Annotated in this window: 21 protein-coding genes; 13 read left to right on the top strand and 8 right to left on the bottom strand. The window is 66.4% G+C overall.

The window, feature by feature from the left end:
* Positions 1-77 precede the first annotated feature (77 nt).
* The gene (locus GK109_RS04250) at positions 78-2,297 is read right to left on the bottom strand and encodes an NADP-dependent isocitrate dehydrogenase (RefSeq protein ID WP_157238778.1); all 2,220 of its coding nucleotides are present in this window, start codon (positions 2,295-2,297) and stop codon (positions 78-80) included.
* A 329-nt stretch (positions 2,298-2,626) separates the two neighbouring features.
* Here GK109_RS04250 and GK109_RS04255 point away from each other — a divergent pair, with 329 nt between their 5' ends.
* Together GK109_RS04255 and GK109_RS04260 are read left to right on the top strand one after the other, a co-directional pair.
* Entirely contained in the window at positions 2,627-3,592 is a 966-nt protein-coding gene (locus GK109_RS04255; RefSeq protein ID WP_157238779.1) for a serine protease, read from the top strand.
* The gene (locus tag GK109_RS04260; RefSeq protein WP_157238780.1) at positions 3,576-3,782 is read left to right on the top strand and encodes a hypothetical protein; all 207 of its coding nucleotides are present in this window, start codon (positions 3,576-3,578) and stop codon (positions 3,780-3,782) included. Before GK109_RS04255 ends, GK109_RS04260 begins: the two co-directional genes overlap by 17 nt.
* A 130-nt stretch (positions 3,783-3,912) precedes the next feature.
* Here the strand turns inward: GK109_RS04260 and purH are convergent, their stop codons facing one another.
* A complete protein-coding gene (gene purH, locus GK109_RS04265; protein WP_370460394.1) occupies positions 3,913-5,610 on the bottom strand; it encodes a bifunctional phosphoribosylaminoimidazolecarboxamide formyltransferase/IMP cyclohydrolase in 1,698 nt (565 codons plus the stop codon).
* A gap of 142 nt (positions 5,611-5,752) precedes the next feature.
* Between purH and GK109_RS04270 the strand changes: the two genes are divergently transcribed.
* On the top strand, positions 5,753-7,105 hold the full coding sequence (locus GK109_RS04270) for an MFS transporter (RefSeq protein ID WP_157238782.1): 1,353 nt from the start codon (positions 5,753-5,755) through the stop codon (positions 7,103-7,105).
* Positions 7,106-7,175: 70 nt separating this feature from the next.
* Here the strand turns inward: GK109_RS04270 and GK109_RS04275 are convergent, their stop codons facing one another.
* Entirely contained in the window at positions 7,176-7,811 is a 636-nt protein-coding gene (locus GK109_RS04275; protein ID WP_231754795.1) for an endonuclease domain-containing protein, read from the bottom strand.
* 429 nt (positions 7,812-8,240) lie between these two features.
* Positions 8,241-8,831 (bottom strand): phosphoribosylglycinamide formyltransferase, encoded by a 591-nt coding sequence (gene purN, locus GK109_RS04280; protein WP_157238784.1) that lies wholly within the window; start codon positions 8,829-8,831, stop codon positions 8,241-8,243.
* A gap of 39 nt (positions 8,832-8,870) precedes the next feature.
* Between purN and GK109_RS04285 the strand changes: the two genes are divergently transcribed.
* Positions 8,871-9,302 (top strand): hypothetical protein, encoded by a 432-nt coding sequence (locus GK109_RS04285; RefSeq protein WP_157238785.1) that lies wholly within the window; start codon positions 8,871-8,873, stop codon positions 9,300-9,302.
* Positions 9,303-9,324: 22 nt separating this feature from the next.
* Here GK109_RS04285 and GK109_RS04290 read toward each other — a convergent pair whose 3' ends face one another.
* Positions 9,325-10,638: a DUF6350 family protein gene (locus tag GK109_RS04290; RefSeq protein WP_157238786.1), complete on the bottom strand. Its 1,314-nt coding sequence runs from the start codon at positions 10,636-10,638 to the stop codon at positions 9,325-9,327.
* 155 nt (positions 10,639-10,793) lie between these two features.
* Between GK109_RS04290 and GK109_RS04295 the strand changes: the two genes are divergently transcribed.
* The gene (locus tag GK109_RS04295) at positions 10,794-11,252 is read left to right on the top strand and encodes a DUF4383 domain-containing protein (protein WP_157238787.1); all 459 of its coding nucleotides are present in this window, start codon (positions 10,794-10,796) and stop codon (positions 11,250-11,252) included.
* A gap of 241 nt (positions 11,253-11,493) precedes the next feature.
* On the opposite strand, the gene GK109_RS04300 is transcribed toward GK109_RS04295, so the two are convergent.
* On the bottom strand, positions 11,494-12,330 hold the full coding sequence (locus GK109_RS04300; protein ID WP_157238788.1) for a DUF2382 domain-containing protein: 837 nt from the start codon (positions 12,328-12,330) through the stop codon (positions 11,494-11,496).
* Between the two features lie 259 nt (positions 12,331-12,589).
* Between GK109_RS04300 and GK109_RS04305 the strand changes: the two genes are divergently transcribed.
* Positions 12,590-13,747 carry a glycosyltransferase family 1 protein gene (locus GK109_RS04305; protein ID WP_321215674.1) on the top strand — a complete coding sequence of 386 codons (1,158 nt, stop codon included), beginning with the start codon at positions 12,590-12,592 and terminating at the stop codon, positions 13,745-13,747.
* Complete coding sequence (locus tag GK109_RS04310) at positions 13,744-15,123, top strand: UDP-glucose/GDP-mannose dehydrogenase family protein (RefSeq protein WP_370460395.1); 1,380 nt, start codon at positions 13,744-13,746, stop codon at positions 15,121-15,123. Before GK109_RS04305 ends, GK109_RS04310 begins: the two co-directional genes overlap by 4 nt.
* Here the strand turns inward: GK109_RS04310 and GK109_RS04315 are convergent.
* On the bottom strand, positions 15,120-15,986 hold the full coding sequence (locus tag GK109_RS04315) for an HAD family hydrolase (protein ID WP_157238789.1): 867 nt from the start codon (positions 15,984-15,986) through the stop codon (positions 15,120-15,122). The genes GK109_RS04310 and GK109_RS04315 overlap by 4 nt on opposite strands.
* A 165-nt stretch (positions 15,987-16,151) precedes the next feature.
* On the opposite strand from GK109_RS04315, the gene GK109_RS04320 reads away from it, so the two are divergent.
* The 4 genes from GK109_RS04320 to GK109_RS04335 all read left to right on the top strand — a co-directional run bounded on the left by GK109_RS04320 (position 16,152) and on the right by GK109_RS04335 (position 22,858).
* Positions 16,152-16,421: a GlsB/YeaQ/YmgE family stress response membrane protein gene (locus GK109_RS04320; protein ID WP_104997136.1), complete on the top strand. Its 270-nt coding sequence runs from the start codon at positions 16,152-16,154 to the stop codon at positions 16,419-16,421.
* Between the two features lie 183 nt (positions 16,422-16,604).
* Positions 16,605-18,746 (top strand): bifunctional diguanylate cyclase/phosphodiesterase, encoded by a 2,142-nt coding sequence (locus tag GK109_RS04325; RefSeq protein WP_157238790.1) that lies wholly within the window; start codon positions 16,605-16,607, stop codon positions 18,744-18,746.
* A 144-nt stretch (positions 18,747-18,890) separates the two neighbouring features.
* Positions 18,891-21,944: a response regulator gene (locus GK109_RS04330; protein WP_370460396.1), complete on the top strand. Its 3,054-nt coding sequence runs from the start codon at positions 18,891-18,893 to the stop codon at positions 21,942-21,944.
* Positions 21,941-22,858: a diguanylate cyclase gene (locus GK109_RS04335; RefSeq protein WP_321215669.1), complete on the top strand. Its 918-nt coding sequence runs from the start codon at positions 21,941-21,943 to the stop codon at positions 22,856-22,858. The genes GK109_RS04330 and GK109_RS04335 overlap by 4 nt, the downstream gene beginning before the upstream one ends.
* Here the strand turns inward: GK109_RS04335 and GK109_RS04340 are convergent.
* The gene (locus GK109_RS04340; RefSeq protein ID WP_157238791.1) at positions 22,855-23,295 is read right to left on the bottom strand and encodes a hypothetical protein; all 441 of its coding nucleotides are present in this window, start codon (positions 23,293-23,295) and stop codon (positions 22,855-22,857) included. The two genes, GK109_RS04335 and GK109_RS04340, sit on opposite strands and share 4 nt — an antisense overlap.
* Before the next feature lie 209 nt (positions 23,296-23,504).
* Between GK109_RS04340 and GK109_RS04345 the strand changes: the two genes are divergently transcribed.
* Together GK109_RS04345 and GK109_RS04350 are read left to right on the top strand one after the other, a co-directional pair.
* The gene (locus tag GK109_RS04345) at positions 23,505-24,056 is read left to right on the top strand and encodes a dihydrofolate reductase family protein (RefSeq protein WP_157238792.1); all 552 of its coding nucleotides are present in this window, start codon (positions 23,505-23,507) and stop codon (positions 24,054-24,056) included.
* Between the two features lie 39 nt (positions 24,057-24,095).
* Positions 24,096-24,317, top strand: coding sequence for a hypothetical protein (locus GK109_RS04350; RefSeq protein ID WP_157238793.1), 222 nt, complete (start codon positions 24,096-24,098; stop codon positions 24,315-24,317).
* Positions 24,318-24,352: the final 35 nt, after the last annotated feature.

Consider the following 24,352-nt stretch of genomic DNA (forward strand, 5'->3'; position numbering starts at 1 on the left):
AAAAGGGGCGGCGTCCCGGAAGTTGAACATTTCAACTCCGGGGCGCCGCCCCTTTCGCAGTGCTGGTTCCAGGTGGGCTAGCTCAGCGTGGCGAGAACCTTGTTGAGCGTGGCGGACGGACGCATCACGGCCGAAACCTTGGCCTCGTCCGGGTGGTAGTAGCCGCCGATGTCCACCGGCGAGCCCTGGACCTCGGCCAGTTCGCCAACAATTGTTTCCTCCTTCGAGGAAAGCTCTCCGGCGATGGAAATGAAGGAGGCGGCCAGGTCGGCGTCGTCCGTCTGCTTGGCCAGTTCCTCGGCCCAGTAGCGGGCCAGGAAGTAGTGGCTGCCGCGGTTGTCCAGCTCGCCGGCACGGCGGCTGGGCGACTTGTTCTCCAGCAGGAAGGTTCCGGTGGCGCGGTCCAGTGTGTCGGCCAGGACCTGGGCGCGCTTGTTGTCCGTGGTGGTGGCCAGGTGCTCGAAGCTGACGGCCAGGGCCAGGAACTCACCCAGGCTGTCCCACCGGAGGTGGTTTTCCTTGAGCAGCTGCTGGACGTGCTTCGGGGCGGAGCCGCCGGCGCCGGTTTCGAAGAGCCCGCCGCCGTTCATCAGCGGAACAACGGAGAGCATCTTGGCGCTGGTGCCCAGCTCCAGGATGGGGAACAGGTCCGTGAGGTAGTCGCGCAGGACGTTGCCGGACACTGAGATGGTGTCCTCGCCCTTGCGGATGCGCTCCAGGGTGAAGGCGATGGCCTTGACCGGGGACATGATCTGGATGTCCAGGCCCTCGGTGTCGTGCTCCTTCAGGTACTCGTTGACCTTGGCGATGAGGTTGGCGTCGTGGGCACGCTCTTCGTCCAGCCAGAACACGGCGGGGGTCTGGGAGGCGCGGGCGCGGGTGACGGCCAGCTTGACCCAGTCGCGGATGGGCAGGTCCTTCGTCTGGCAGGCGCGCCAGATGTCGCCTTCGGAAACCTGGTGCTCAATCAGGACGTTTCCGGAACCGTCAACGATCTGGACGATGCCGGCTTCCTGGATTTCGAAGGTCTTGTCGTGGCTGCCGTATTCCTCGGCGGCCTGTGCCATGAGGCCCACGTTCGGGACGGTGCCCATGGTGGTGGGGTCGTAGGCGCCGTTGGCGCGGCAGTCATCGATGACCACCTGGTAGATGCCGGCGTAGGAGCTGTCCGGCAGGACGGCCAGGGTGTCGGCTTCCTTGCCGTCCGGGCCCCACATGTGGCCGGAGCTGCGGATCATGGCGGGCATGGAGGCGTCCACGATGACGTCGCTGGGGACGTTCAGGGTGGTGATTCCCTTGTCCGAGTCCACCATGGCCAGGGCGGGGCCCTCTTCGAGGCCCTTCTTGATGAGGGCCTGCACGCCTTCGCGGACGTCCTCTGGCAGGTCCTCGAGGCTGCTCAGGATGGCGGCCAGGCCGTTGTTGGGGCTGATGCCGGCGGCGGAGAGCTGCTTGCCGTAGGTCTCGAAGAGTTCGGAGAAGTAGGCCTTGACCACGTGGCCGAAGATGATGGGGTCCGAAACCTTCATCATGGTGGCCTTGAGGTGGGCGGAGAACAGCACGCCCTCTTCCTTGGCGCGGGCAACCTGTGCCTTCAGGAATTCGTCCAGGGCGGCGGCGCGCATCACGGTGCCGTCGATGACCTCTCCGGCCAGGACCGGGAATGCCTTCTTCAGGACCTTCACGGAGCCGTCTTCCCGCACGAGCTGGATGGCGATGGTGCCCTCGGACCCGATGACAACCGACTTCTCGTTGGAGCGGAAGTCGTCCTGGCCCATGGTGGCCACATTGGTCTTGGAATCCGGGGTCCAGGCGCCCATGGAGTGCGGGTTCTGGCGGGCGTAGTTCTTGACGGACAGCGGTGCGCGGCGGTCCGAGTTGCCTTCGCGCAGGACCGGGTTCACGGCGGAGCCCTTGATCTTGTCGTAGCGCGAGCGGATGGCCGTTTCCTCGTCCGAGGACGGGTTGTCCGGGTAGTCCGGAAGGGCGTAGCCCTGGCCCTGCAGTTCGGCGATGGCTGCCTTCAGCTGCGGGATGGAGGCGCTGATGTTGGGCAGCTTGATGATGTTGGCTTCCGGCGTCTTCGCCAGCTCGCCGAGTTCAGCAAGGGCGTCACCGATCTGCTGCTCGGGGGTCAGGTAGTCACCGAAGACGGCGATGATGCGGCCGGCGAGCGAAATGTCGCGGGTCTCCACCTCCACACCTGCTGTCGAGGCGAACGCCTCGATGATGGGCAGGAACGAATAGGTAGCCAGCATCGGCGCTTCGTCGGTGTGGGTGTAGATAATCTTGGACATGCGCGGGCGTCTCCCTGTGGGTCGGCTTGGTTGTGAAAAATTCGGTCTATTTCACCATGTACAACTTACCCGAGCGCGCGAATTTCAACCCTACCGGAGCCCCTGCGTTACCCTCACGGTGAGCAGGATTACAGCGATGGAGAACCTACGACGCCGGGACGCACCAAGGGACCGGCCGCCGTCGCGCATTTCATGCCGCACCTGTCCGCCGCTGCGGGCGGCGGCCATACGTGATACGTCACTACTATTTACAAACTTGTCATGTAGCGATAAATTCGCAGGGTCACTCTGGGGCCTTCGGGGCCTTTCCACGTTCAGACAGGACAACAATGACACGCACCAGGTCCCTTGCTTCCGGCCTCCTGAGCCTCTCTGCTGCCGCCGTTCTGGCACTTACCTCTGCTGGCGGGGCCACCGCTGCACCGACCGCAACCGAGGATAACAAGAATCCCTCCGTGACCAGTGCGATCCTTGATACCAGCGGCGTGGCAGATTACTGGACGGCTGACCGGATGCGCAGCGCGGTCCCCGGAGATGTCCTGGCCGGCAAGGCCCTGGAACGGGGCAACCGGTCAAGCACCGACGTTGTGGAGAAGGGCAAGGACACCACGGTCAAGGCCACCAAGGGCAAACCCACCATCGCCCAGAGTGAGGCGCCGGTAAAACACATCGGCAAGGTCTTCTTCAGCATGGGCGGCTCCAACTACGTCTGCTCGGGCAATGCCGTTTCGTCGGGGAACAACAGCACCGTGGCCACCGCCGGCCACTGCGTGAATGAGGGGCCGGGCGCGAACGCCACCAACTTCATCTTTGTTCCTGCGTATGAGAACGGCGCGGCACCCTACGGCAAATGGACTGCCAAGGCCCTCTACTCCCCCACTGCGTGGAGCCGGGACGGGAACATGGCCTACGACACGGGCTTCGCCGTCATGAGCCCCTTGAACGGCAAGACCCTTACTGCCGTGGTGGGCGGGTCCGGCGTTGCCTTCAACCAGGCGTACGGCCTCACTTATAAGTCCTTCGGCTACCCGGCGGCAGCCCCCTTCAACGGCGAGACCCTCAAGAGCTGCACCGGCACGGCAACACGAGATACCATCAACCCCCAGTTTGAAACCCAGGGAATCCGCTGCGACATGACCGGCGGTTCCTCCGGCGGGCCCTGGTTCATCGGCACTAGCTCCGATGGCATACAGAACTCCATCAACAGCTACGGCTACAACCGCTCCGCCGTCATGTACGGCCCGTACTGGGGCTCCGTCATCCAGGCCACCTACGTCAGTGCATCAGCATCCTAAGGACATTCCCGGCCGCGATTCCGTCAGCCACGTCGAGCTGAACCAGACTCACGAGGAGGTCCTCGAGTACTGGACAGAGGAACGGATGGCGGAAGCCAATCCCCGGGAGCTGCGGCTTCCGGGAGAGGGTCCGCGTCTCAAGCAGGGGGACGCGGACACCGGTAAACCGGAGTCCGGGCCTTCTGACTGACAAAGCAAGGAGCTAACGACGGCGCCCGTCCCCTTCGCGGGGCGGGTGCCGTCGTCGTTAACTCATCGACTGCTCCGTAGGTGTCGTATTCACCCGGCAAAACGACACCTACGGAGCACTCGATTGGGGATCAGTGGAAGAAGTGCCGGGCCCCGGTGAAGTACATGGTGATCCCTGCGGCGTTGGCCGCCGCGATGACTTCCTCGTCCCGGACGGAACCGCCGGGCTGGACCACGGCGCGGACGCCGGCGTCGATCAGGATCTGCAGGCCATCAGCGAACGGGAAGAACGCGTCGGAAGCTGCAACGGCGCCGCGGGCACGCTGGGGTGCGCCGGCACCGCCGGTGTTGGTGGCACCCCCGGGTGCGTCGCTCCCACCGGCACTGCCGGACTCCACCTCCACGCCCAGCGTGTTGGCCCGCTCTACGGCCAGGCGGCAGGAGTCCAGGCGGTTGACCTGGCCCATGCCGATACCGACGGCGGCGCCGTTCGAGGCGAGCAGGATGGCGTTGGACTTGGCGGCGCGGCAGGCCGTCCAGGCGAACGCAAGGTCCGCAAGGGTTTTCTCATCGGCGGCGTCACCGGCGGCGAGGGTCCAGTTGGCCGGGTTGTCGCCCTCGGCATCCACCTTGTCGCTGACTTGGACCAGCATGCCGCCGGAGACCTGGCGGAACTCCGTGGGGTAGCGGCCGTAGCCTTCCGGCAGGGTAAGCAGCCGGATGTTCTTCTTCCTGGACAAAATTTCCACAGCTTCGGGTTCGAAGCCCGGAGCGATGACGACCTCGGTGAAGATGTCCTTGACGGTGTTGGCCATTCCAGCGGTGATGGTGCGGTTGGCCGCGATCACGCCGCCGAACGCGGAAACCGGATCACAGGCGTGGGCCTTGGCATGGGCATCGGCGATGGGGTCGGCGGCATCTGCGGAACCGACGGCCACGCCGCACGGGTTGGCGTGCTTGATGATGGCCACGGCCGGTTCGCTGAAATCGTAGGCGGCGCGGAGGGCGGCGTCGGCGTCAACGAAGTTGTTGTAGCTCATGGCCTTGCCGTGCAGCTGGTCGGCCTGGGCGATGCCAACGGGCGCGGCCTTGTCCACGTACAGGGCAGCCTGCTGGTGCGGGTTCTCGCCGTAGCGCAGCACCTCGGAGCGCTCCAGCGAAAGGCCGGCGTAGGCGGGCCAGTCGATGACGCCGTCGCCGTCCTCGTCCAGGAACTGGCTCGCCGTCCAGGTGGCCACGGCGTTGTCGTAGGACGCGGTGTGGGCGAACGCCTTGGCGGCCAGCCGCCGTCGTGTCTTCAGGTCAAAGCCGCCTTCAGCGGCCGCTGTGACCACCTGGCCGTAGAAGGACGGGTCCACCACAATGGCGACGGCGGCATGGTTCTTCGCAGCAGAGCGCACCATGGCGGGGCCGCCGATGTCGATCTGTTCGACGACGTCGTCCTGGGCCGCGCCGGACTTCACGGTCTCCACGAACGGGTAGAGGTTCACCACCACCAGGTCGAAGGGCTCGATCTCCATCCGGGTGAGCGTGTCCATGTGGGCTGCCACGCGGCGGTCAGCCAGGATGCCGCCGTGGACGCGCGGATGCAGCGTCTTGACCCGGCCGTCCAGCATCTCCGGGGAACCGGTGACCTCCTCGACCTCCTGGACGGGAATGCCCGCCGCGGCGATCTTCTTGGCGGTGGACCCGGTGGATACAAGCTTGACTCCCGCTGCGTGCAGGCCCTGGGCGAGCTCCTCCAGACCGGTCTTGTCGTAAACCGAGATCAGCGCCCGGCGGATGGGAACACGGTCGATGGATACGCGCTCATGCTGCGTGAAGCTCACAAATGTCTCCGTCTTATCTCGCGGAACAACGCCGCGGTTGGTGGGGATAGGGCCCAGTTTATCCCGAAGCGGAGGTTGCCCCGCGAGTCGGGCTGAGTGTGAACGCCGGTGCGCCCGGCTAGAGTTTTCCCAGGAGGCTGCGATGAATACTTACACCACTGTGCCGAGCGGCGAACAGGTGGTCCAGGAACTGCCCTGGCGATGGAAAGTCCAGGGCAGGATCTTTCTGATCGGCGGCCTCGGCTTCATGTTCGATGCGTGGGACGTGACGCTGAACGGCATCCTGATCCCGTTGCTCTCAACGCACTGGGCCCTCACCCCGGGTGAAGTGGCATGGGTGGGCACATCGAACCTGATTGGCATGGCCCTGGGCGCGTTCGTGTGGGGCACCATCGCTGACACGATCGGGCGCAAGAAAGCCTTCACGGCCACGCTGCTGATCTTTTCGCTCTTTACCGTGCTTGGCGCGTTCTCCCCCGACTTCATCTGGTTCTGCGTGTTCCGGTTCATGGCCGGTTTCGGCCTGGGCGGCTGCATCCCCGTGGACTATGCCCTGGTGGGTGAGTTCACTCCCCGCAAGCAACGCGGGCGCGTCCTAACGGCCATGGACGGCTGGTGGCCGGTGGGCGCAGCCCTGGCGGGCTTCGTCTCCGCCGCGCTGGTAGCCGCTTTCGGCGACTGGCGGCTGACCATGCTGGTGATGGTCCTGCCTGCCCTGTTGGTGTTCTGGGTCCGGCGCAGCGTGCCGGAGTCCCCGCTGTTCCTGATCCGTAAAGGCAGGCGGGAAGAAGCAGCCAACGTCATCGACGGCCTGGTGGCCGCGACCGGAGCGGAGGCCCGCGCCTACAGCCTGCCCGATGCCCAGGAGGTGCCACGGTTGTCGGCCGGCAGCGCCTGGCACCAGCTGCGCCTCGTGTGGCAGTACAACTGGAAGATCACGGCCGCGGCCTGGTCCCTGTTCTTCAGCATCCTGCTGGTGTACTACCTGTCCCTGACGTGGATGCCGCGGATCCTCATCGGCGCCGGCTTTGCCGAGTACAAGGCGTTTGTCACCACGGCGTCCATGGCGGCGGTGGGGCTTTTGGGCGTGATCGTGGCGGCCCTGCTGGTGGAGCGGGTTGGCCGCAAGTGGATCCTGGCAATCACCGGTCCGCTGTCCGCACTGACCCTGGTGATCGTGGCGATCGTGGTGGACATCCCCACGGCGGCCGTGTTCTGGCTGCTGGTGTTCGGGTTCGTGGTTCAGGTGGCCATTCCGGTGCTCTACGCCTACGTTTCCGAGCTCTACCCCACGGAACTGCGCGGCACCGGCTTCGGCTGGGCATCCACATTTTCACGGCTGGGCGCCGGGTTCGGGCCGTTGATCTTCGCCAACTACTTCTGGCCCGAACTGGGCCTGGCCACGAGCTTCGCTTTGGCCGGCGGGCTGGTGCTGCTGGCCGTGCTCTGGATGGCGTTCTTCTCCCCCGAGACCAAACAGCGCCGCCTCGAATAACGCCCCCGCCTCGCCCAACTAGGTAGCGCCAAGTGTCGTTTTGAGCCCTCGTAACGACACTTGGCGCTACCTAGTTTTCATTCTTGGGGTACCAGCCCCGGCTCAGGAGCGCTGAACGGATTTTGGCCACCGCCGGCCGGGCATCCCTCTCCATGTGCCGCTTCGAAATCCTCACCAGAATCCAGCCTGCCCGGACGAAGTCCTCCTCGCGGGTGATGTCCCTGATGATTTGGCCGGCCTCGGAGTGCCCGTCGCCGTCGTATTCCACCGCCACCTTCTGTTCCGGATAACCCAGGTCAGGTTGGCGAACGACGCCGGCTCCCAGTTCCGTGGGCAGGTTCAGCAGAGGCTCGGGCAGGCCTGCGTCCTCGAGCGCCAGCCGCAGCCTGGTCTCAGGGGCCGAGTCAGACCCCACCCGTGCACGCTCAAGGGCAACCCGCGCCTTCCTTATGCCCGGTGTTCCCTTGTGCCGGTCAAGCATGTCCTCGAGGGCCTCCCGGGTTGCATAGGGCTCGGACCTGCCCTCGAAGCCGGTCCGCGGAATGCGAAGCAAGTGGTCTGCAACCACGGTCAGCTCCTCGATGCTCATCTTGCGGGCGCAATCCAACCATGTCCTCACCCGGGAAGTGACCAGCAGTCCGGCAAGATTTTCGATCTCGTCCGCAAAGAACTGCCCGCGGTGTCCCTTCACACCGGGCCGACGCATGATGGCAACGGTGTCAGGTCGCGAGATGTGCAGCAGTGGCTCATCACTGCCCGGGAGGAAGCCTGGAAATTCCCAAAGGAGAAAGGCCGAGGCGTGCGACGCGGCGGCAAACTCAGTGACCAAAGTATAGGGACGGATGCGGGGGGCGAGGCGTGATGCATCGTCGCCGTCCGGCACCCGGACTCCCCGGCTTGGCCAGAGCAAACCAGGGTGGCGTAGGCGTCGGCGGCTGATTCCGGCGTCGACCGCTTCCTGGAAAGTAAAAGGGAGGGACGCCAACTGGTCGGGTAATTGACTCGGTACCTTCATCCGCCCATCGTGGCAGGCGGGGCGGGATGCCGCAGAGGTTATCCACAGGCCCGCCCGCCCATGCCCAACTAGGTAGCGCTAAGTGTCGTTATGAGCCCTCATAACGACACTTAGCGCTACCTAGTTGGGTGGGGAGGAGGGGTCAGGGGCGGCCGCGGCCAAGGCGGCCAGGGTAGACACCAGGAGCCGGCGTTCCACCACCTTGATGCGTTCGTGCAGGGTCTCCTCCGTGTCCGATTCCTCGATGGCCACGGCTTCCTGCGCAATGATGGGGCCGGTGTCCACGCCGGCGTCGGCCCAGTGCACCGTGCAGCCGGTGACCTTCACGCCGTAGGCCAGCGCGTCCCGCACGCCATGGGCACCCGGGAAGGCGGGGAGCAACGCGGGGTGCGTGTTGAGGTACCTGCCGTTAAAAGCCTCGATGAACTCCGGGCTGACGATCCGCATGAACCCCGAGGAGACCACCACGTCCGGCTCAAACCCTGCCACGGCCTCCGTCAACGCCGCGTTCCAGTGCGCCCGGTCCGGGTACGCCTTGAAGTCCACCACAAACGTGGGAATGCCGGCGGCGGCGGACCGTTCCACCCCGTACGTGCCCGGGCGGTCGGCCCCCACGGCAGCGATTTCCACGTCCAGATCCCCTGCCTTGACTGCGTCGATGACGGCCTGGAGGTTGGACCCGGTACCGGAGACGAGGACTACGATGCGCATGGCTCTAGCTTATGGGCAGGCTCGCGTAGGCTGGAAAACATGAACACCACACCGGGACCGGCTGGGCAGCAGCGGGCCAAACCGCGGCTCAGCGAGGCGGCCAAGGCCTCGCTCGCTAAGACCCACACCCTGTTCCGGATGTTCGTCGTCTCGGTGCTGGGCTCCTTCTTCGTCTACCAGCTGGACGTCACTTACCTGTGGCTGACGGGCGTCCTGACGGCCGCCAGCATCACGTTGGGAATCGTCCTGCTGGTGCGGGCGGCGCGCTTGAAGGAATCGAAACTGGTCCTGGTGGGCACCATCTCCGGCCTGGTGGTGTCCGCAATCATGGTGCTGCTGATCCTTGTCACGGCGGTGTTCTTCGACGAAGTCCGCGAATACCAGGCGTGTGTTGGCCGTGCGCTCACGGACAAGGCCCAGTCCGCATGCCGGATCCAGCTGCAGGATTCGTTGCCCCGGCAGGTTCCCTAGCCGGGCCACGAGCGGCGGCAGCCTAGGAAACCAGCTCCTCTTCCCGTTCCTTTGCGGCGTGCTCACGTTCCAGCCACGGTCCGGCGGCGTAACCGATGACGACGCCGGCACCCACCTCCGCGGCCAGCCAGACTCCCGTCCAGAACGGGTCCGGCCCGATGTCCGTCAGGCGTCCAATTCCGGCTGACCCGCGGGCCAGCCAGGCCAGCCCAAAAGCCAGCAGCCCGGCGGCCACCCCGGTCAGCACCCCGAGCACCAGGGTGGAAAGGCTGGCCGTGAACCAGCGCGCACGGATCTTGATGGCCAGCCACTCGTCAAAATGGTTTTCACCCTCCCGCAGGAACCACCAGCCGGCCAGGACCCCGGCCAGGACCGGGACGATCAGGGCAACGAAGGCGTAGTCCAGGGGCCCGGAGGGAATGGCGGCCAGCACCGGGATGGAAGGCAGCGGTCCGACGGCAGTCCCCAGCGGGCCCACCTGGGAACCGGCACCCATGGCAAAGCCTGCCCCGGATGTCCAGGCCAGGGCAAAGACCGCGAGGTTGGGCAGGAACCCAAGCTGCGCGATGGTCAGGGCGGCACCGCCGACTGCACCGGCGTCGAGCGCTTCATAGACGGCGACCACCAGGTTCCAGTGAATAAACAGGTCAACGGCCAGCAGCACCGCCGCCAGGGCAAGCGCCGAAACAGCTGCGACGAACCCCGCCTTCGCGGCGGAACCGAGATAGGAGCCGGCCCACCGCGAATGCTGGCTGGTGCGGGAGATCCAGTCCACTGCGTCGACGCCGATCAGCCGGCTCCAGGAACCGGCTTCGCGCCGCGCGCCGACCACCATGCCGAGCGCATAGGGAATAAGGGGTATGAACATGGCGTGCCAGGGATTGATGCCGACGTCGGGCGTGCGGCAGACGAAGCCGGTGGCTGTGCCGAAGGCGGCGTAGACAACCCATGAACCGAGCAGGGCCTGCCAAAGCTGGTCCGTGTAGGAGGCGCGGGCCAGGCGCCGGCCGGCCCGCCAGGCAAGCAGGAACGGCAGCAGGGTCAGGCCCAACGGGATGAGCGAAAGGACCCCGGAGTTCCCGTTGGCCGCGGCGTTCGGACCCGCGGCAGTGAGTCCCAGCGGCACACCGTGGACCAGCAGCCAGGACTGCCCGGCCAGTCGGGCCAGGACATCGAAGGCACTGTCATGGAAACCGGCGGTTGCCCAGACGGCGATGATCGGGGCGATCACAACCAGTGCCGAAATGACGGCTGCCTGTGCCGTTTCAAGGGCACCCTGCAGCCACAAGGGCATGGGAAGGCCACGGTCTCCGGTCTGGTCAGCACGCAGTTTCATCGTGCCCCATGGTGTCACGGCCAGCCCGCCCGGGCCGGGAACGACAGGCTCAACCGCCTGATCATGAGGAAACTTCAGGGGCGCCCGCACCGGCGCTTTTCAGAGGCGTCCGCCGTAAGATTTAACTGTCCACAACGAGTGGATTGGAGGAGAAAATGACTACCGCATCCCCACATGCACACGGCGTTCACTTTGGCCGGGCAGACGTCCAAAACGCGGGCATGGGAGTGGGAATTGTTTTGATGCTGGTGGGTATCCTGGGGTTCATCCCCGGCGTCACCACCCAATACAGCGAACTGTTGTTCCTCGGACCGGCGTCACACGCCATGTTCCTTGGACTGTTCCAAGTATCCATGCTGCTTAACATCGTGCAGCTGGCCATCGGCGCTACCGGCTGGGCAATGTCCCGCACCGAACATGGGGCACGGAACTTCCTCCTGGGAGCGGGCGCACTGTACATGGTCCTTGCCGTCTACGGCCTGATTGTCGGAGTGGATTCAGCGGCGAACTTCCTCTCGCTGAACATGCTGGACAACTGGACCCACCTGGCACTGGGCGCAGTGATGATTGTTGCCGGCTGGCTGTTCTCGAGGAACCGGGCCAGCAGGACATAACCCGGAATCCGTAAGCCGGGAAACAGGAGCCGCGAATGAAAGAAGAACCTAAGTTCTGACGATATTCGTCCTACTGGCTGGTGCAGTCGCCGCCCTGAGCGGGGGCTGCACCAGCGTTTTAACCAGGTCGGCATGCAGAAACGACGCCGGGAGTCCCCAAGGGGGACTCCCGGCGTCGTTCGCTGTGCTGTTGCCTCGGCGCCGGTCCGTTCAGCGGCGCTTCAGCCTCCGCACTGCCTCGCTAGCGGCGCCCGTCCCGGTCGACGCCGTCAGCGTCGATGTGCTCCTTGCGGACTTCCTCATTGACCGTCACGTCGTCGTGGACAACGTCCTTGTCGAGGCGGACCCGCTCGACGGGAACGGCTTCCTTCTGCACCACGGGGCGTTCCTCATGCAGGACCACCTCATGCTCTTCCTCGCTGATGTCCGGTCCGCTGAGGGCCGAACCCCTGTTGTCATCTGTGATGGGCTCGCGTTCAAGCCGGACTTCTTCACGCTGCACGGGAACGGTCTTGGTGACGTTTTCCGTGGTGACGTATTTCCGCAGCCGTGCCCGGCCCGTGGTTTCCCGCTCGGTCCCGACGTGGAGCCGCTCCTCGGAGCGCGTCATGGCGTCATCCGTGGTGGGGCCTGAGGTGTCGTGGCCCACGGTGCCGCGGTCAGCGCGGCGGTCCGAATCGATACCTGCCGTGGGAGTGCCTGCGTTCAGGTCGGCGTCGCCCTGCAGGTCCACATCGTTTTGGGACTCGGAGTAGGTCCGGGCGCCGCGCTCATAGTATGTGTAGAGCCGGTCCTCTTCCTCGGGGGTGAGGTGGCCGTCCACGTCCACCCGCGGGGCGTCCTTGACGTGCTCCTTGCTGTAGGGCACCACCAGGTCGTCGCCCTGGCTGTGCGCACCCTCGACGGGCACGAAGGACTGGGAGGTGCCAAAAAGGCCGGTCTTGGCGGTGACCCAGGTGGGCTCGCCGGTGTCGTCGTCCGCATAAAGCTGGCCGATGGAGCCGATCTTCTCGCCATCGGAGCCGATTACGTTGCCGCCCTTGGTGAGCAGGTTCTCAATGTTTTCCCGGTTGAGCATGACGTCTCCTTGGATGTGTCGTTGCGCTGGGCTTAGCTAACCAATGGATGCACCGGCACGGCGTTCCCGTGGCGCGGCCTCCGCCCCGACTGCTTGAGGCTTCGCGTTAGCTGCACCCATACCGTAAGCATGCTTAGCATCAAAAGGGAAGCCTACTTAGTAATTTTTTCGAAACACGGCGGTTCCTGTTCACCCAGCCTTTTCCTGCGGGTAACGCTTTCTCCCCCGCCATTTCAAGCCCCCCGCCCATCGTGGAGGGGTGAGGATCGCAATTGTTGCTGAATCATTCCTGCCGCTGATGAACGGGGTCACCCATTCCATCCTGAGGGTGCTGGACCATCTCCAGGACCGGGGCGACGACGTCCTGGTCATCGCACCCTCTGCGCAGGACGCCCAAGCGCCGGACCACGTCAAGGGCGCAGAGATCCACCGGCTGCCGGCGGTTCCGCTGGCCGGCTACACAAACGTCCGGGTGGCGATGGGCGGTGTGTACCGGGTCAAGCGAATCCTTGCCGATTACGCACCGGACGTCGTCCACCTGGCTTCGCCGTTCATCCTGGGCTGGCGTGCCGTCCAGGCCGCCCACCAGCTGGGCATCCCCACCGTGGCGATCTACCAGACCGAGGTTCCCAGCTACGCGGGGAGGTACGGGGTTCCGTTCCTGGAAAACTGGGCGTGGAACCGGGTGGAGAACATCCATTTGCTCGCCTCCCGCACCCTGGTGCCGTCAACGTTCGCGCTGAACCAGTTGCGCGGCCGCGGCATTCCACGGGTGCGGATGTGGCGGCGCGGGGTGGACACTGCCAGGTTTTCACCGGAAAAGCGCGACGACGGGTGGCGGGCCGGGGTGGCTCCCGGCGGCAGGCGGATCATCGGCTACGTGGGCAGGCTCGCGATGGAGAAGCAGGTGGAGGACCTCGCTGCCCTGGCCGGCGTCCCCAACACCAGGCTGGTCATCGTGGGCGACGGACCGCAGCGTGCGGCGCTGGAGGAGGCCTTACCGGACGCGGTCTTCACCGGGTTCCTGGGCGGCGAAGAATTGGCACGCGCCGTGGCGTCCTTCGACCTCTTCGTCCACCCGGGTGAGTTCGAGACCTTCTGCCAGACCATCCAGGAGGCGATGGCATCGGGCGTGCCGGTGGTGGCCACCGGCCGCGGGGGCCCGCTGGACCTGGTGGAGAACTCGCGGACGGGCTGGCTCTACGAGCCCGGCGACCTGTCCGCCATGCGGAGCCAGGTTCTCGACCTGATGGGCGACGACGCCAAGCGCCGCGCGTTCGCCGCCGCGGCGCATGCCTCCGTGCAGGACAGGACCTGGCCTGCCCTCTGCGCCGAACTGGTGCGCCACTACGAAGACGCCATTGCCGGAGTCCCGGTTTCCCTGGGCTCTGGCAGCACTGAAGGAGCAGCATTGTGAAAATTTCCGTGATTGGCTGCGGTTACCTGGGCGCCGTGCATGCCGCCACCCTCGCTTCCATGGGCCACACCGTGGTGGGGATCGACGTCGATCCCGGCAAAGTGGAGCAGCTGGCGCGCGGTGCCGCCCCCTTCCACGAACCGGGCCTGGACGAACTGCTGCGGGACGGCCGGCAAACCGGCAGGCTCACCTTTTCCACCAGCGCCGCCGCTGCGAAGGACGCGCAAGTGCACTTCCTGTGTGTGGGCACCCCGCAGGACAAAACGTCCGACGCCGCCGACCTCACCTTCCTGGTCTCCGCCACCGAAGCCCTGCTGCCGCACCTGGCGGCGGGCGCCGTCGTCGTCGGCAAATCCACCGTCCCCGTGGGCACGGTGCAGATGCTCCGCGGGGTGCTGGCCCCCCGGCCGGACGTGCTGCTCGCCTGGAACCCGGAATTCCTCCGGCAGGGAACCGCGGTGAAGGACTCGCTGGTGCCGGACCGGCTGGTGTACGGGGTCGACGGCGGGCGCGCAGCCGCCTTTCACAGCGGCACCGGCGCGCCGCTCGGGGAGACAGCGGTCCTGGACACCGTCTACGAACCGCTCCTCCGGGCAGGCATTCCCCGCCTGGTCTGCAACTTTGCCACTGCAGAGCTCATCAAGTCGGCCGCCAACGCCTACCTGGCCACCAAAATCAGCTTCATCAATGCCGTGTCCGAACTGTGCGACGCCTCGGGCGCGGACGTGGCGGAACTCAGCGAGGCGATGGGGATGGACCCGCGCATCGGCGGACGGTACCTGCATGCCGGACTCGGGTTTGGGGGCGGCTGCCTGCCCAAAGACATCCGCAGCTTCCGGGCGCAGGCCGCGGACCTGGGGGTCACGGCCGTGGACGACTGGATGCGCCTCGTTGATTCGGTCAACCTGGGCCAGCGCGAACGGACGGTCGGCCTGGCCGACGAACTCTGCGGCGGCAGCGTTGCCGGCCGCTCCATCACCGTGCTGGGCGCTTCCTTCAAACCGGACACCGACGACATCCGGGACTCCCCCGCCCTGGACGTGGCCGACCGGCTGGCCGCGGCCGGGGCGCACGTCACGGTCACGGATCCCAAGGCGGTGAACCACGCCTGGCGGCGCTACCCGCGCCTGCGGTTCGAGGCCGCCGCCGGGCGGGCGCTCGAAGGCGCCGAGTTGGTCCTGCTGCTCACGGAGTGGGATGAATACCGGCGGCTGTCCCCTGAGGCTGCGGGTGCGGCCGTACGACGGCGGGTGGTGCTGGACGCGCGCAACGTGCTGGACGCGGCGGAATGGCAGGCCCACGGCTGGGTGGTGCGCGGCCTGGGCACCAGGGGCGCCGACGTGCCGGCTGTGGAGAGGGCCCTGCCCCGGGTTTAGTCCAGCAGGCCCAGCTCGGCGAAGGCGAGGGCCACGCCGTTGCCGGCCGGGCCGGCCGTAAACCGGTCGGCAACGGCCAGCACGGCAGGGTGCCCGCCTTCCACGGCGATCCCCACCCCGGCGTATTCAAGCATTTCAATGTCGTTGGCGCTGTCGCCGATAGCCACGATGTCCGCCCGGTCAAGGCCCAGATGCTCCTCCACCACCTGGATGCCCACCGCCTTGTGGGTCCCGGCCATGAAGATCTCCCCGGCACGGTCCCCCAGGGCGGAGAGGGAGCTGGGGATGAGCCCCACCTGCGGACCGAGCAGGTCCACCAGCTTCTTCAGTGGCACGTCAGAATCGAAACAGGAGATCTTGGCGTAGGAGACGGCGCGGAGGTCGTCGCTGTACTGCATGGGTCCCAGGATGTCCTCAAGGGGATCCACATCGGTCCCGAGGACGCCGTCATGCTGCGGGCGGTCGGCAAAAATGGGCCCAAGCACCTCCCTCAGCCGCCGGTCCACGCCCGTGCGGCCGTGAAGGGATTCCGGGGCTTCGAGGATGTAGGCCACGTCATGGGCATCCAGGGCGTCAACGATGCGGCCGGCCAGGTCCTGGTCGAAGCGCGTGTCCTTGAGGACCTGGCCGTCCAGCTCCACCCTGGCGCCGGCGCCGGTGATGGTCCCGTCAAAACCGGCTTCAAGGATGTGGGCGGGGACCATGGCCAGCGGCCGGCCGGTGCACACAAAGACGAGGTGTCCCAGCCGGCGTGCGGTGCGGACTGCCTCCACATGGGCGTCCGGAGCGAGCCCATGGTCTGCGTAAGTGCCGTCGATATCGAGGAACACGGCACGCGGCCGGACGGTCTGCTGGCTGCACATGCGGGAACTCCTTGGTGGATGGCGGGGTCACCCAATCCTATCGATACGGGAAAACTGACAGTCATCCCGTGACAATCAAACCCTTGCAGAGCAGTAAGCACACTGATTGAATTATGGAACCGGAAATGGGGGCCCGGCACAACTTACCGATTAAGGAGTGGCAACATGGGTATTCTCGGATTTCTCATTTTGGGCCTGATCGCCGGCGCCATCGCAAAGGCCATCTTGCCTGGCCGCCAAGGCGGAGGCTGGGTGGTCACCCTGGTCCTCGGCGTTGTCGGCGCCCTTTTGGGCGGCTGGATCGGCTCGCTGATTTTCGGCGGCGGACTGGCTGAATTCTTCGACCTCCGCACCTGGCTGCTGGCAATTCTTGGTTCAGTCATCGTGCTCCTGGTTTACGGTGCGGTTGCCAACCGCAGCGGCCGCCGGGTGTAGCAACCCCACATATTCCTCAACAAGAAAATAGCGCCGCCCCTCCGAGGGGGCGGCGCTATTTGCGTTCCCGGGGAACCCGGCAACCGGGCCGCACACAGGGCGCCGGCCGGCCTGTAACCGATTCCTGCTGTTCCGCCACCAATTCAGCATCCGCGCTTTATGATGTGCGAGGGGGGTGGCGCAATGACTGATGACTGGAGCCACAGAAAAAATCCGGCAGCACTGATGTTCGGCACGGTCCTGGACGCCAGCCCGGACGCTCTCCTGGCCATTGCGGCCGACGGCAGCATCACTATGGCCAACGCCGCCGCCGGGAGGATGTTCGGGTACGCCAGCGGGGACCTGGCCGGGCGGGACCACCGGACGCTCCTGGCCGAGGGCTTCCGCGGCGAGGTGGCGCAGCTTCTCGCCAGGCTCCTTGCCGGGCCCCGGGAGCACCTCCCGCCGCGCGAAATCTACGGCGTGCGCAGGGATGGAACGGAGTTCCCCGCTGAAGCAGCGGGTTCCCTGGTGCCGGGATCCGACGACGTCGTTCCCGCCGTGCCGCTACTGCTGCTGTCCGTCCGGGGTACTTCCCACCGCCAGGACGCGGATGCGGACCTGCGGGAGGCGATGTCCCTGCTGACCGCCACGCTGGAGTCAACCGCGGACGGCATCCTGGTGATGAGCTCCGCCGGCCACGTGGCCGGTTTCAACGACCAGTTCCTCTCCATGTGGGGTATCCCGCCGGAGCTTATGGCGGGCGACAGCGAGGAACCGGTGATGGAGCTGGTCATGGCCCAGATCGCGGATCCGGTTGCCTTCACTGCCCGGCTCGCAGAGCTGGCGGACAGCCCTTCGGCGGAGAGCCATGATGTGGTGGACCTGACGGACGGCCGGACCTTCGAACGGTATTCGCGGCCCCAGCGGGTGGGCAATGACGTGGTCGGCCGGGTGTGGAGCTTCCGGGATGTGACGCCGCGGCGGAAGGCCCAGGAGCAGGCTCATCAGGCCATGGTGGATCTGGCGGCCCAGGCCGAGAAACTGCGCACGATGGCGTTCCAGGACCCCCTCACGGGACTGGCCAACAGGGCGGTGTTCAATGATGCACTGGCCGGTTCCGTGGAGGAGCCCCGGCTGAAGACAGTGGACGTCCTGCTCCTGGACCTGGACGACTTCAAGGAAGTCAATGACATCCTGGGGCACCAGGCCGGCGATGAGATGCTCATCGAGGTGTCCCGCAGGCTCCGCGGCTGCGCCCCGACTGCCGACGTCGTAGCCCGGCTGGGCGGTGACGAATTCGTGGTCCTCCTGACAGCCTGCCCGGACGCCGATGCCATTGCCGAATGCATTGTCCGGTGCCTGAACGTCCCGGTCACCATCCAGGGCACGGTCCTGCGGCCCAGCCTCAGCCTGGGGCTCGCCTCAATGGCCCGGGACAATGTGGGCGCCTCCGAGCTCCTGCGCCAGGCCGACATCGCCATGTACGCGGCGAAAGCCGCAGGCAAGAACCGATTCCTGCGCTTCCACCCGGACATGATGACGGCCCTGGTGCAAAGGACCTACATGGAGGGCGGGCTGCAGCTCGCCGTAGCCCGGAGCGAGATCTCGGTGGATTTCCAGCCCATCGTTTCCCACCGCATGGACCAGGTGGTCACGTTTGAGGCGCTGGCGAGGTGGGACTGCGACGGCACCCGCGTCCCGCCGTCGGTCTTCATCCCGCTGGCGGAACGCACGGGACTGATCAACGAGATCGGTGCCGAAGTGATGGCACGGGGCATGGCGGAGCTGGCACCCTGGCTGAGCCGGGACCCGTCCCGGTCGCTCGCCGTGAACGTCTCCGGCGTCCAGCTCCAGGACCCGGGTTTCGCGCAGACGGTCCTGGGGCTCGCGGAGGCCAAGGGCGTTGCCGCCTACCAGCTCGTCCTGGAGGTCACCGAGAGCGTGTTCTTCGACGCTGACTGCACCCTGATCAAACAGCTCAGCACCCTGCGGGACGCGGGCGCCAGGGTTGCCCTGGACGACTTCGGCACCGGCTATTCCTCGCTGGGCAGGCTTCAGGACCTGCCGGTGGACACTGTGAAGATCGACAGGACGTTCGTGTCCATGGTGCATACCGGCAATGAGCGGCTTCCCATCCTCAGCTCCATGATCAACATGGCCCACAGCCTTGGCCTGACTGTCACCGCGGAAGGTGTGGAAACGGCAGCGCAGGCGGACTACCTCACGGCACTGGAATGCGACACGCTCCAGGGGTACCTGTTCTCGCTGCCGCAGCCCGGCCCGCGGCTGGAGCAGGCGCTGCAGCACGCGGAGGAAGCCCTCAATGCCCTCAAGGGGCGGTAGCGCCGCCCCGGACAGGAGCGCCTTCCGCCCTGAGGGGATAGCATGGGAGGGCGTCTCCCACCCAGGTCTCGGGCGGGCTCCGGTCAGGGTTTTTTCAGGGGTAAAGGCCTTCGGAGTACGGGCGCACACAGGGGGAGGTTCCGCGTGTCTCAGACTGGTCTCCCGCAGCGGCGGTCCGCCGGCGGCAGCAGCATGGCGCCGCTAAAATGGCCGGCGCTGTGCACGGCCGCAGCCTTGGCTGCGCTCGGGCTGTTCCTTGCCGTGAACAGCGGATCTCCGGCCGCCCTCGTGACCGGTGACTTCCTGATCCTCGCAGCTTCCCTGCTTGCCGGAGCAAGCTGCACCCGCGCCGCGCTGCGCGGGGGCGTCAATGCCAGGGCCTGGACCTTCATGGCTGTCGCGGCCTTTTTGTGGGCCGCCGGGATGGCCCTCTACGCCTTCTACGGCCTCGCGAACAACCACGTATATCCGTTCCCCTCCCTGGCGGATGCCCTGTTCATCGGTTACTCGGTGCCCGCAGTCGCGGCCCTTTTTGCCTTCAGGAGGCGCAGCGGCAACCACGCGGTGGCGCTGTACCGGGCGGTCATGGACGCTGCGGTCATTGCCGGTTCCGTCCTGGTGGTCAGCTGGTACATGGTGCTGGGGCAGGCCTTCGAGGCCGAGGGCGATCCGCTGGCGCGGCTCACCGGGATGGCCTACCCCGTGGCGGACCTGGTGATTACGTCCCTGGTGCTGGTCCTTGCCATGCGGCGCCAGCCGGGCGAGCGGCGGCCGTGGCTGTTCCTGGGGAGCGGCCTGCTGGTACTGGCCGTGACGGACAGCATCTACGTGCGGATGACGTTCGACGGCGTTACCGGCACCACCGGGTCGCCCCTCGCCCTGGGATGGATCATCGCCTTCCTCCTGGTTGCCCTTGCCCCGCTGGCACCGTACGAGGAAAGCGCGGGGACGGACCGGACTGGCTACACCCTCGCCCTGGAGTTGCTGCCGTACGTCCCGCTCCTCATGGCGGTGGTGCTGTTCGCGGAGCCCCACATTGACGAACTCGAGCCGTTCCTGCTGGTGGTGGGCGCTGCCGTGCTGGTGTTTGTCCTGGTCCGGCAGGTGCTGATCATTTTTGAGAACATCACCCTCACCACGCGGCTGGAGGACGAGGTGGCCGTCCGCACAAAGGAGCTCGAAGCGGCCCGGGAGGCAGCGATGGAGTCCAGCCGCCTGAAGTCGGAGTTCCTGGCCACCATGAGCCATGAAATCCGTACCCCCATGAACGGCGTGGTGGGCCTGACAGCCCTGTTGCTGGAGACCCGGCTGGACCAGACCCAGAAGCAGTACGCGGAAGGCGTCAAGAGCGCGGGTGAGGCATTGCTGGCCCTGATCAACGACATCCTCGATTTCTCCAAGCTGGAGGCCGGCAAGGTTGACCTGGAGTCGCGTCCCTTTGATCCGCGCACGTTGGTGGAGGAGGTGGCCGGGCTCCTGGCGGAACCGGCACAGGCCAAGAGCCTGGAGCTGATCGCCTACTGCGAGCCGGACGTCCCGGTACGGCTGGTGGGTGACTCCGGCCGGATCCGGCAGGTCCTCCTTAATCTTGCCTCCAACGCGGTGAAATTCACGGCGTCGGGCGAGGTGTCCATCAGAGTCACAACGGAGAACCCCGGAGCGGCACCCGGAAGCACCGCCATGGCGTGCTTCGAAGTGCGTGACACCGGCATCGGGATCCACCCTTCCCAGCACCGCAGGCTTTTCCAGTCGTTCTCCCAGGCCGATGCCTCCACCACCCGGAGATACGGCGGTACCGGACTGGGCCTTGCCATCTGCCGCCGCCTGGCCGATGCGATGGATGGCGAGATTGCCGTGGAGAGCGCTCCGGGGAAGGGCAGCACCTTCCGGTTCCGGCTGCCCTTGCCAGTGGCGCCGCCGTCCACGGACCCGGTTCCGGCGGCCGGCTTCCTGAGCGGCCTTCGGGTTTTGGTGGTGGATGACAACGCCACCAACAGGCTGGTCCTCGAATCCCAGTTGCGCGGCTGGCTGCTGCAACCGGAAGTATTCCCCGACGCGGCCTCAGCCTTGGCGCGTGCCCGCGAGGCGCACACCGCCGGGAACCCGTTCCATCTGGCGGTCCTGGACTTGTGCATGCCGGGCATGGACGGGCTGGCGCTGGCGCGGCGCCTGAAGGCCGAATCCGGACTGGCGGACATCGAGTTGATTGTGCTCACGTCCACCATGCAGGTCAACGCGGCCGAGATCACGGATGCCGGGGTGCGCGAATGGCTCATGAAGCCGGTCCGGAGCTCCGAGTTCTACAACCGGCTGGTCCGGCTGATGTCCACGCACGAGCCTTCCGTTCCGGCCGCCGGTTCAGCACAGCCGGCGCCGGTGGCGGACGGGCCGTCGAAGGGACGCATCCTGGTGGTGGAGGACAACGAGGTGAACCAGCTCGTCGCCCGCGCAACGGTCAGCGGGCTCGGCTATGCCGTGGACGTGGTGTCCAACGGCGCCGAGGCCCTCAGCGCCACGGCGGATTCCAGGTACTCAGCCGTGCTGATGGACTGCCACATGCCGGTGATGGACGGTTTCGAGGCAACGCGGCAGATCCGCGGCAGGGCAGGCACCCATACCCGCCTGCCGATCATTGCCATGACGGCGGGGGCGCTGGACGGCGACCGGGAACGCTGCCTGGCAGCCGGCATGGACGACTACCTCGCCAAGCCCGTTGATGCCGCCGCGCTGGAAGCCACGCTGGCACGCTGGGTTCCGGAACCCGAGCCCAGGCCGGTCCCCCAACCTGCCCCGCACCCGCTTGCCGTCACCGGGGTCCGGGCTCCTGCCGCCCCCGAAGCCACTCCGGTCCTGGACCACGACAGGCTTGCCATCCTGCGGGACCTGGGGCCCGGCGACGGCCTGGGCCTGCTGCCCGAGGCGGCGGCCGCGTTCAGGCGGGCTGTCCCCGGACGCCTCGCGGCTCTGAACGCAGCAGTAACCGACGGCGACGGGCCCGCACTTGCCAGTGCGGCTCACGCGCTGAAGGGGGCGGCTGCCAATATCGGGGCGGCACAAGTAGCAGGGACCTGTGCAGAACTCGAACGGATAGGTCGCAGCGGAAGGGACGGAGACGGCCCGGTACTGATCCGCCGTCTCGAGGCGGAACTGCGGCTGCTGGACGCAGGACTGGACGCGGCGTTGAAGGCGGCAACGTGAAGGTGCTGGTGGCTGACGACGATCCGGGATCGCTGATGGTGGCAAGGGCCGCCGTCGAGCGTTCCGGGCATGACTGCCTGGCAGCCGCCGACGGCGACCAGGCCTGGGCCCTGTACCTGGAGCACCAACCCGATGTGGTGGTAACGGACAGGGTGATGCCTGGAATGGACGGGTTGGCCTTGTGCCGGGCCATCCGGGAGCGCGAGGAGGACCTTTACACCTACGTCGTCCTGCTGACGTCGCAGGGGTCCCGCGAGGACATCCTGGCCGGGCTCAAGGCCGGGGCAGACGATTACGTCACCAAGCCGTTGGACCCTTTTGTGCTGCAGGCCCGGCTGCTGGTGGCGCTGCGCGTCACCACCCTCCATGCGGACCTGGCGCATTACCGCAGGGTCCTTGCCCGGCAGGCGCGCACAGATCCGCTGACAGGCCTGCACAACCGGCTGAAGCTCTCGGAGGATCTGGAACAGCTCCACCAGTGGAGCGTTCGGTACGGGGAAAGGTACAGCCTGGCCATGTGCGATGTGGACAACTTCAAGACCTATAACGACCTGTACGGCCACCCTGCAGGAGACCAGGCCCTGCGGGCGGTGGCGGAAGCGCTGCTCGGCTCCGTTCGCAAGAGCGACGGCGTGTACCGCTTCGGCGGGGAGGAGTTCCTGCTGGTCCTGCCCAAGCAGTCGGTATCCGGCGCGAAGGCACTCATGGAGCGGGCACTGGATGCTGTTCGGAACCTGGCGATCGAGCACGCCGGCGATCCGTCCGGCCAACTGCGGCTCAGTGCGGGGATCTCCGCGTTCACGGCAGAGCACCGGGTGGATGCGGTTACCCTCCTGGGCGAGGCCGATGCGGCCCTATATGCGGCCAAAGCCCGGGGGCGTAACCGGGTGGAACTGGCCCGGCAGTCCGGCTAGGCAGCTTTCTTGGAGCCAGGCTTCTGCTGGACCGGCTTCTGCTGTATTGGGCGCTGCTGTCCCGGCTGGTCCTGAACCGGCTGGTCCTGAACCGGCACGGGCTGGGCGGCAGATCCTTCTTCGGCTGGAACATCCGGCTCCGATGCCGGCGCAGCTTCAATGGCGCCCGATGCTTCAGCTGCGCCCGATGCTTCAGTTGTGCGGTTGCGCCGCCAGCGCCGGACCAGGTCGACGGCGGCCGCTGCGCCGGCGAGAGGGGTGAGCACCGCAGCCATGTAGACAAACAGCATCCAGGTGAGCGTTGTCAGCGGCGGCTGGTTGTTGTTCAGGAGGGACAGCCCGCCCAAGAGTCCCACGGCCCAGAAGAGCAGGACGGCAGTAAGGACTGCACCGGCCGGGAAATACTGGTTGGTCACGATTTTTTTCAGGGTTTCCATGCACTTCCTCCTGCCTGGCCGGGGGCGCGGCAACGGCCGCTCACCACAAGTATGGGGCCCGGAATCGGCGAAACCGCGCAAGACGCCGCGGCGAGTGACGAACGTAACTGGAGCGGCCGGCGTCGTGCATTCCAGCAGGGATCTTCCGCGTGGCGGGAGGGCGCACTAGCGTGGTGCCTGTCCACTCGAAAGCCACTCTGGAGGTCCCCATGCGCAAAGTCACTGCCGGCTTGTTCCACTCAGTGGACGGGGTGGTCTCCGATCCGTACAAGTTCCAGTTCGACAGCTTCGACGACGAGCTGGGAGCCGGCCTGACCACCATGATGGAAACAGTGGACACGGTGGTGCTGGGCCGGGTCAGCTACCAGGAGTGGGCCGCCTACTGGCCAAACGCGTCCGTGGACGAGGACTTCGCCGCGTTCATCAACCCGGTGGAGAAGTTCGTGGCGTCCCGGACGCTGGCGGCGCCGCTGGAATGGCAGAACTCGCAGCTGATGGACGCGCCGCTGGAGGAGTTCGTGGCGGGGTTGAAGGAGCGCGACGGCGGCGAGATAGCCGTGTGCGGCAGCATTTCGGTGACCCGTCAGCTGCTGTTCGCCGGGCTGCTGGACTCGCTGACCCTCATGACCCACCCGGTGATCGCGGGAACCGGCCGGCGCCTGTTCCAGGACGGCGACCCCGCCACCCGGCTGGTACTGCAGGACGCGTCCCGGACCAGCAAAGGCAACGTGATCAGCACCTACGGGCGGCTCGGGGCGTAGGCCCTACTATCCGCACCGGGACTGTGAAAGGGTTTGAATATGGATGAAGAAGCCAACAATCCTGATGACGAGGTAGTCCCCGGTACCGGCGTCAACGACCACGCCTGGGAACGGGAGCACCGGCATCCCACCCCTGAACAGGCCCGGTCCATCGGCTACCGGCGCAGGGATGCCGAAGCGAAACTTGAGCAGCACCAGCAGGAGGCCCGGGAGAAGGCGGCACACGCGGAGGAAGAGGGCACCGAGGACACGAAGGACTGACCCGACTGGTTACGACACCGGCGCCAGGACCATGA

Origin of the sequence: Pseudarthrobacter sp. GA104 (assembly GCF_009741265.1) — a bacterium.
Lineage (GTDB): Bacteria > Actinomycetota > Actinomycetes > Actinomycetales > Micrococcaceae > Arthrobacter.